This window comes from Gemmatimonas sp. (assembly GCF_044345575.1).
In the GTDB taxonomy this organism is placed as follows: Bacteria; Gemmatimonadota; Gemmatimonadetes; order Gemmatimonadales; family Gemmatimonadaceae; genus Gemmatimonas.
In genome coordinates, this window is the sequence record NZ_JBIJAW010000193.1 from 1 (window position 1) to 6,158 (window position 6,158).

The 6,158-nt window shown below is 67.3% G+C and carries 7 protein-coding genes; 4 read left to right on the forward strand and 3 right to left on the reverse strand.

Going from position 1 to position 6,158, the window contains the following annotated elements; translation table 11 throughout:
* Positions 1–996, reverse strand: a 996-nt coding sequence (locus ACIQ6O_RS11320; RefSeq protein ID WP_396207896.1) for an amidohydrolase family protein, incomplete at its 3' end; no start/stop codon positions are given.
* Between the two features lie 198 nt (positions 997–1,194).
* On the opposite strand from ACIQ6O_RS11320, the gene ACIQ6O_RS11325 reads away from it, so the two are divergent.
* Both ACIQ6O_RS11325 and ACIQ6O_RS11330 read left to right on the forward strand, forming a co-directional pair.
* On the forward strand, positions 1,195–1,626 hold the full coding sequence (locus ACIQ6O_RS11325; RefSeq protein WP_396207897.1) for an OsmC family protein: 432 nt from the start codon (positions 1,195–1,197) through the stop codon (positions 1,624–1,626).
* 116 nt (positions 1,627–1,742) lie between these two features.
* Positions 1,743–2,075: an ArsR/SmtB family transcription factor gene (locus ACIQ6O_RS11330; RefSeq protein ID WP_396207898.1), complete on the forward strand. Its 333-nt coding sequence runs from the start codon at positions 1,743–1,745 to the stop codon at positions 2,073–2,075.
* A gap of 280 nt (positions 2,076–2,355) precedes the next feature.
* On the opposite strand, the gene trxA is transcribed toward ACIQ6O_RS11330, so the two are convergent.
* Entirely contained in the window at positions 2,356–2,805 is a 450-nt protein-coding gene (gene trxA / locus ACIQ6O_RS11335; RefSeq protein ID WP_396207899.1) for a thioredoxin, read from the reverse strand.
* Between the two features lie 69 nt (positions 2,806–2,874).
* Positions 2,875–3,960 carry an alpha/beta hydrolase family protein gene (locus tag ACIQ6O_RS11340; RefSeq protein ID WP_396207900.1) on the reverse strand — a complete coding sequence of 362 codons (1,086 nt, stop codon included), beginning with the start codon at positions 3,958–3,960 and terminating at the stop codon, positions 2,875–2,877.
* A gap of 124 nt (positions 3,961–4,084) precedes the next feature.
* On the opposite strand from ACIQ6O_RS11340, the gene ACIQ6O_RS11345 reads away from it, so the two are divergent.
* Both ACIQ6O_RS11345 and ACIQ6O_RS11350 read left to right on the forward strand, forming a co-directional pair.
* Positions 4,085–5,554 (forward strand): flavin-containing monooxygenase, encoded by a 1,470-nt coding sequence (locus ACIQ6O_RS11345; RefSeq protein ID WP_396207901.1) that lies wholly within the window; start codon positions 4,085–4,087, stop codon positions 5,552–5,554.
* A gap of 39 nt (positions 5,555–5,593) precedes the next feature.
* Positions 5,594–6,158 (forward strand): SDR family NAD(P)-dependent oxidoreductase (locus tag ACIQ6O_RS11350; protein ID WP_396207902.1); only part of this gene is annotated, 565 nt, incomplete at its 3' end.

Here is a 6,158-nt window from a genome sequence, read left to right on the forward strand (position 1 = left end):
GGCCACGGCGTCCGTGCCGAAGACCAGCTTCACGCCCTTCGTCCGCGCCGCGCGGCCGATCCCGGCCTCGGCGAGCGGAATGGCCTTCTCCATCGCCGCGAAGCCCACCGCGTTGTAATTGCCGATACCGTCGAACCACGGCTTGTTGTCGAGATAGTTGCGGAACACGAGGCCACATTGCGGATCGAACCATGTGCCCCGCTCGGCGAACAGCGCGAGGGTGGCGTCGTCGGCGAAGACCCCATGCTCCACCTGCGTGCAGCCGGCGCGCGCGGCGCGCTGCGCCGCCTCGGCCGAGTGCGCATGCACGACACTGCGGAGGCCGTGAGCCGTGGACTCTCCGCACGCCGCCTGCAGCTGCTCGACCGACATGGTGGCTTCGCCGCCATCACGAATGCTCTTGGAGGCGAAGATCTTGATCACGTCGGCGCCCATCTGCTTGAATCGCCGCACGGCCGCTCGCAGCGAATCGGGGGTGCCGCCGCGCGTACGCTCGTTCATGGAGCCCAACGAGGTGAGCACGCGCGGCCCGGGGATGTGTCCGCGATTGATCGCGTCACGCAGTGGAGCGTTGTCGGCTTCCCCGATGCTCTGCACGGTGGTGAAACCGGCCCGCAGCGTGGCCCAAGCGTTGGCTGCGTGCGCAAGCGCGCTCACGCCCGGGGCGTCACCATCACCGTCGGTGTGCATCTTGTCCTGACTGTTGATGTACCAGCCCAGGTGTACATGCGTGTCGATGAGCCCCGGCAGGACCGTGCGATCGCCGAGGTCGATGCCGCCCGCCGGGAGCGGGCCGATAGAGGGTTTGATGGTCGTGATGCGCCCGCCCTGCAGCACGATGTCCTGGCGGGTGAGGATCCGGCCCGACCCGTCGAGCACCCGGGCGGCCCGGAGTACGCGCGGGGTATTGGGGACGACCGCGGGCGCCGGGGAGGTTTGCGCCGATAGCGCAGTGGCGGCGCCCAGCAGGAGCGGGAGAAAACGCAGAGTGTGCATGGCCGATGGGGAGGGGACGGCGGACCTGCGGAAATGACCGCCCGCTGGTGCGCCTCGCAAGGCATGGGGCCGGGCTCCGGGAGCATACGGCCGCTTGCCCTCGGCCGTTCAACCGGCGAGCGTTTAGCGCGTGGGGAGGTGGCCGGCGGTCGTCGGCCCGCCCCATCTACCCGACCCGACACCATTCGAGGCTATTCGATGATCCGTCATGGCTCCGCCGTCTGGAACGGCACCATCAAGGAAGGCAGCGGCACCGTTTCCACGCCGAGCGGCGTGCTGAACAACACGCCCTACTCCTTCAAGCTCCGTTTCGAGGACGAAAGCGGCACCAACGGCACCAATCCGGAAGAGCTCATTGCGGCGGCGCACGCCGGCTGTTTCTCGATGGCGCTGTCGGGTCAGCTGACCCGTGCGGGCTTCACGGCCGAGTCGCTGGCCACGTCGGCGGCGCTCACGCTGGAGCAGAAGGACGGCGGCTTCGCCATCACTACGGTGCACCTCACGCTCGACGCCAAGGTGCCGGGCATCACGGCGGAGCAGTTCCATGAGCTCGCCAACGCCGCGAAGGCCGGCTGCCCCGTGTCGAAGGTGCTGAACGCCGAGATCACGCTGAGCGCGACGCTCGGCTGACCTGCAGGCGAGCAGTACGTGAGGGCGCGTCCCCCGTATGGGTGGCGCGCCCTTTCTGTTGTGTATTATATTCATACTTACGTAAGTCTGAATGGTATTCACTTCGGAGACGCAGCATGGCGACAAAGCGGATGGGCCCTGAACTGCTGGAGATGGTGGCCGATCGATTCAAGGCGCTGAGTGACCGTGCGCGTCTGAGCCTGCTCCAGGAGTTGCGCGGCGGCCCGCGCACGGTGAACGAATTGGTCGAAGCCACCCAGATGGGGCAAGCGAACGTCTCACGGCATTTGTCGCAGCTGTTCGCCGCCGGCCTCGTGTCCCGTGAACGCGACGGGGTGTACGTGCGCTACGAGCTCGCCGACAAGGACGTGCTGAAGCTGTGCGAGCTGGTGTGCGGGCGGATCGAGACGGAGCTCACGGAGCGACGGAAGGTGATCGGGGGGCGGTGACAACGGGGGGAACTGCGTTGGTAACGGCGCTTTACCTGCAGACGGCAGACGGCAGGAACTACAGCACGCAGTACGGGAGGAATTCGGTACAACCACTCGGCATCGCGCGCTTCGCGCCGATGCCGATCTCCCAACCGCAAAGGAAATCGGGCGCACCGCGAAGCGGTTGCGCCCGTTTTGTTCTACCACATTCCTGCCGTTCTGCGCCCTGTAGTTCCTGCCGTCTGCCGTCTGCTGGTAAAGCGCCGTTACCCACGCCGTAACCAACGCGGTAACGCCCTTACGCGCCCCCCACCATCTGCTCCAGCGCCGCCATCGGTACCGCCCCCACCTGGCGCGCCACCTCCTGTCCGCCATGCATCACGGTGAGCGTGGGAATGCTGCGGATGCCGAAGCGCATGCTCACGCCGGGGTTCTCGTCGGTGTTCACCTTGGCCACGAGGACGCGCCCCTTCTGCCGGCGCGCGAAGTCGGCGAACACGGGCGCCATCATCTTGCACGGGCCGCACCAGTCGGCGTAGAAGTCGACCATTACCGGCACGGTGCTGCGCGACACCACCACGTCGAAATTGGCATCGGTGAGGATCACCGGGGCGTCCACGTGCAGGGCGCTCTTGCAGGTGCCACACACGGCCGTGGCGCCCACCTTGTCCATGTTCACGCGGTTCAACTTGCCGCAGGAGGCGCACGGCACAATGGCGTGCCGTGCGGAAGAATCAGTACCGCTCATGCAATGCTCCGGCTGAAAGGGCTCAGCGTGTAGTCTGTGCAGGAGTACGGCACCCGAACAAGCCCGACGTTACTTCCCCAGCGTCCGCTCGAAGAACGCCCACACCCGGTTCCACGAGTCGATCTGCTCCGGCGAATCATCCCGCTCGAGCGTCGTGCGGTTCACGCGGCGGCTGAAGGTGTGCCCCACGCTGGTCGGGCCCGGCGTGGGATTCACGTACACCTTGGTCTCCGACAGCTTGGGTTGCCGGGCCTGCAGCGCATCGATGAGCGGGCGCGCCTCCTCGAAGTTCACATCCTCGTCGTTCGTGGCCACGTGGGCGAGCAGGGGCACCTTGAGGCTGTCGACCCAGTAGTACGGCGACCGGCGGATGTATTCGGCGCGCTTCTCGAACGGGAGCCCGCGCACGGCCGCCTGCGTCGAGAACGAGCGCTGGTACGACGGCCCCTTGAACGAGAGGCGGAAGAGCAGGTTCGTGACCGGCACGATCGCCGCGCCCGACTTGAAGGGTGTCCCCTGAGCCTCACGCGTGAGCAGCAGCGCGGTGATGTAGCCGCCATGGCTCCACCCCATCACGCCGAGCCGCTCGGGATTCACGTAGGGGAGCGCCTTGAGCACCTCGGCGGCCGACTCCACGTCGTCCACTTCCATGCCGCCGTAGTCGATCGCCTCGTGGAATTCCTTGCCGTAGCCGGTGCTGCCGCGATAGTCGGGCGTGATGATGGCATACCCGCGCTGCACGGCTTCACGGATGAACGGCCAGTAGTTCTGGTCCATGTTGCCGTGCACCCCGCCGTGCACCCACACCATGGCGGCGTGCTGCTTCGGCCCCTTCGGATTGAGCGGTTCGAAGAGATACGCCGGAATCTCCAGCCCGCCGGCCTGGCTCTTGTACTTCACCTTGGAGAATTTGACTACGCCCTGGGCCCGCGCCGCGAAGATGCTGTCGGTGCGCGCCTTGCTCTTCATCTGCTGCTCGTAATTCGCGCTCGGATGGTCTTCCGGGCGATTGCTCACGTACAGTTGACGCGCCCGCGTCGAGTCCATGGGCACGACCTGTCGACGGTTGGTCGGTTCGTCATCCTGGGCCAGCACGATCGGCGCTGTTGCGGCGAGCAGCAGCGTGGCGGACAGCAAAGGGCGAAGCGGATTCATCGTTCGTTCGAGTGCGGGACGGACAGCGCCCCGCCGCATGCGTCGGCGGGGCAGGGGCCACCTGCATAACGTACTACGGGTGTCCCATGCTGGAGCTTCGGGCGCCGGTCGCTACATTCGGCCCATGCGCGACGTCCATGTGGCCATCATCGGCGCGGGCTTCACCGGGATCGGTGCGGCCATCCGTCTCAAGGAGCAGGGCATCACCGATGTGGTGCTGCTCGAACGTGCGGACGCACCGGGGGGCACCTGGCGGGACAACACCTACCCCGGGTGCGCCTGTGACGTCCCGTCACGGCTGTACTCGTTTTCCTTCGCGCAAAACCCCGCGTGGTCGCGCAAATACTCGGGGCAGGCGGAGATCCAGCGCTACCTCTGTGGGGTGGCCGACGCGTACGGCATCACGCCGCACATGCGCTTCGGACATGCGCTGCAGTCCGCGCGGTGGGACGACGTCACGCAGCGCTGGCATATCGACACGGCGGGCGGTTCCTTCGCGGCGCGAGCGCTGCTGCTGGCCACCGGCGCGCTGAGCGATCCCGCCTGGCCGGCGATTCCCGGTCGCGACGACTTCGCGGGCCCGGCCTTCCACTCGGCGCAATGGCGGCACGACGTACCCTTGGCCGGGAAGCGCGTGGCGGTGATCGGCACGGGTGCCTCGGCTATCCAATTCGTGCCCGCCATCCAGCCGCAGGTAGGCGCGCTGACGCTCTTTCAGCGCACCCCTCCGTGGATTGTACCACGCCGTGATCGCGCGGTGCCGGCGCTCGCCCAATCGCTCTTCCGCGCCGTCCCCGGAGTCCAGTCGTTCGTGCGCGCGCTGAGTTATCTCGCCCACGAAATCACGTTCCTCCCGTTCCAGCATCGGCGCATTCGCCAGGTCACGCGGCATGTCGCGCTCCGCCATCTCGCGTCGCAGGTGGCTGATCCGGTGCTCCGCGCGCGTCTCACGCCGTCGTACGACATGGGGTGCAAGCGGGTGCTCGTCTCCGACGACTTCTACCCGGCGCTCACGAAGCCCAATGTCCGTCTCGAAACCACAGCCATCGAGCGCATCGTACCCACGGGCGTGCGCACGCAGGACGGCACCGTGCACGAGGCCGACGTGCTGATTTTCGGGACGGGCTTCCGACCCACCGACCCGCCGCTCGCGCCATCCGTGACCGGTCGTGATGGGCGCACGCTGGCGGACTGCTGGCGCCCGATCTTCACGGCCTACGCCAGCACCACCGTGCACGGGTTCCCCAACCTGTTCGTGATCCCGGGGCCCAACGCCGGGCTTGGCCATTCGTCGATGATCTACATGATCGAGTCGCAGATCACGCACATGCTGGCGGCGCTCGATCACATGCAGCGTGGGGCGGTCGGCGCCCTCGAACCCACACTGGCGGCGCAGGAGGCGTGGACCCGCGACGTGGATGCCCGTATGCGCCGCATGGTGTGGGTCGAGGGGGGCTGCGCGAGCTGGTACCTCGATCGCAGCGGTCGCAACAGCACCCTGTGGCCCGGCTTCACCTTCGCGTTTCGTCGTGCGGTAGCCCATTTTCGCCCGGAGCACTATCGCGGGATTCCCGCCGTCTCCGCGATCGCATAAGCCGCGCGATTCCCCCGCCTCCACTCCCACTCCTCGCCCATGGCATCGGCCTGGTCACTCGACGGTAAGGTCGCCTTCATCACCGGCCCCGCTCGCGGTATTGGCGCAGAAACGGCGCGCCGGCTCGCCGCGCGCGGCATGCGCTGCGCGCTCGTGGGTATGGAGCCGGAGCGGCTCGAAGCGCTCGCGCACGAACTGGGCCCCGGGCACCTGTGGTACGCGTGCGATGTGACCGACCAGCAGGCGCTCGATGCCGCCGTCGCACACACCGTGGCGCACCTTGGTGGTATCGACATGGTGGTGGCCAACGCGGGTATCGCCTCCATGGGCACGGTCGCGAGCGCGCCGGTGGAGGCGCTGGTGCGCGTGATCGAGGTGAACCTCATCGGCGTCATGCGCACCGTGAAGGCGACGGTGTCGCACGTGAAGAACCGGCGCGGATACCTTCTGCTCGTGTCGTCCGCCGCGGCGTTCAGCGCCATGCCCGGGCTGTCCGCGTATGCGGCGTCGAAGGCCGGCGTGGAACACTTCGGCAATGTGCTGCGCCTCGAGCTCGATCGCGACGGCGTGCAGGTGGGCACCGCCCACATGACGTGGATCGATA

Bases quoted from the DNA above. Each gene is read 5' to 3' on its own strand.
- ACIQ6O_RS11345 (WP_396207901.1), top strand. From the start codon at position 4,085: ATGCGCGACGTCCATGTGGCCATCATCGGCGCGGGCTTCACCGGGATC.
- ACIQ6O_RS11330 (WP_396207898.1), top strand. From the start codon at position 1,743: ATGGCGACAAAGCGGATGGGCCCTGAACTGCTGGAGATGGTGGCCGAT.
- ACIQ6O_RS11325 (WP_396207897.1), top strand. From the start codon at position 1,195: ATGATCCGTCATGGCTCCGCCGTCTGGAACGGCACCATCAAGGAAGGC.
- trxA (WP_396207899.1), bottom strand. From the start codon at position 2,805: ATGAGCGGTACTGATTCTTCCGCACGGCACGCCATTGTGCCGTGCGCC.
- ACIQ6O_RS11340 (WP_396207900.1), bottom strand. From the start codon at position 3,960: ATGAATCCGCTTCGCCCTTTGCTGTCCGCCACGCTGCTGCTCGCCGCA.